This window comes from Bacteroidia bacterium, assembly GCA_025056095.1.
In the GTDB taxonomy this organism is placed as follows: Bacteria; Bacteroidota; Bacteroidia; order JANWVE01; family JANWVE01; genus JANWVE01.
Window position 1 is genome coordinate 1 of record JANWVW010000349.1, and the last position, 1,176, is coordinate 1,176.

The window sequence follows — 1,176 nt, forward strand, 5'->3', positions numbered from 1 at the left end:
TTTAAGTTCATAAGTAGAGCTAAGCTTTTTGTGTTCCCATCTCTATGGGAAGGATTTCCAAATGCACTTGGTGAAGCGATGATTTGCGGAGTTCCTGTTACTGCAAGTGATTGTAGAAGTGGTCCAAGAGAAATCCTTGCCCCAAATACGCCGCCTGAGTATCAGACAACAGAGCCCGAATTTACAGAATATGGTGTTCTCATGCCAGTATTTGATGGGAAGTTTAAAACAGCTAATGACCCTATAACTGAAGCCGAGAGGAAGTGGATTGATACTATAAAACTACTGCTTTCTGAAGATATATTAAGAGATAGGTTATCTACAAGAGCAAAAGTGCGAGCGAGAGACTTTGAGCTGACAAAGATTGCAGAGGAATGGAAGAAGCTCATAGAGGAGGTAAGAAATGGATAAGAGAGTAAAACAGAGTATAAGGAAGAGAGTTAATCCTAAACCTTGGGATTTTTCTTATCTAATTACAAAAGAAAACGCTAAAACTTTCTCATATATGCTTAATTATCTGGAAAAGAAACAGCAACTAAAAATCATTGAATTAGGTTGTGGTTATAAGCCTTTTTACCATGTTTTTAAGGAAAAGTTTACCGATTTTGAATATATAGGAGTTGACATTTCCAGAGAAAAATCTTCAGCTGATATATTACTTGATTTGAACAAAGATTTACTACCTTATGAGGATAACACATTTGATTTAGTTATTATGTCTGAGGTTTTGGAACACCTTTATAATCCATTACATGCACTTAAAGAAGCGGTCAGGGTTTGTAAAGAAGGAGGTTTATTTTATATTAGCACTCCGTTTGTATTTCCATATCATGGAACACCACACGACTATTTCAGATATACAGAGTTTTTCTATATTCATATTTCAAAACTTTTTAACCTTGAAATAATATTATGTAGAAAGGCATGTTCTTTTTTTTCTACACCATTTCTCACAGTAGCTATTTTGATTAACATTATATTTGAAAAGCTAAATTTAGATTTTCTTTCTCCATTATTTCTAACTCCTATTAACACTTTAGCAGTTATGCTTGATAAAATTACTTTAGGACTTATTAAAATTTTCAAATTGCGAGACATCGAATCACGAATACAATTTATGAATGCGGGCATAAGTCTTATATTTTTGAAAAGGAAAAACAAAAATAGCAATGAAAT

2 protein-coding genes are annotated in these 1,176 nt (G+C 33.0%); both read left to right on the forward strand.

Features of this window, described 5'->3' with window-relative positions; genetic code table 11:
• A partial coding sequence (locus tag NZ519_13965; GenBank protein MCS7029858.1) for a glycosyltransferase occupies window positions 1-411 on the forward strand: 411 nt, incomplete at its 5' end.
• The coding region (locus NZ519_13970) for a class I SAM-dependent methyltransferase (protein MCS7029859.1) at window positions 404-1,176 on the forward strand (773 nt) is incomplete at its 3' end. The genes NZ519_13965 and NZ519_13970, both read left to right, overlap by 8 nt.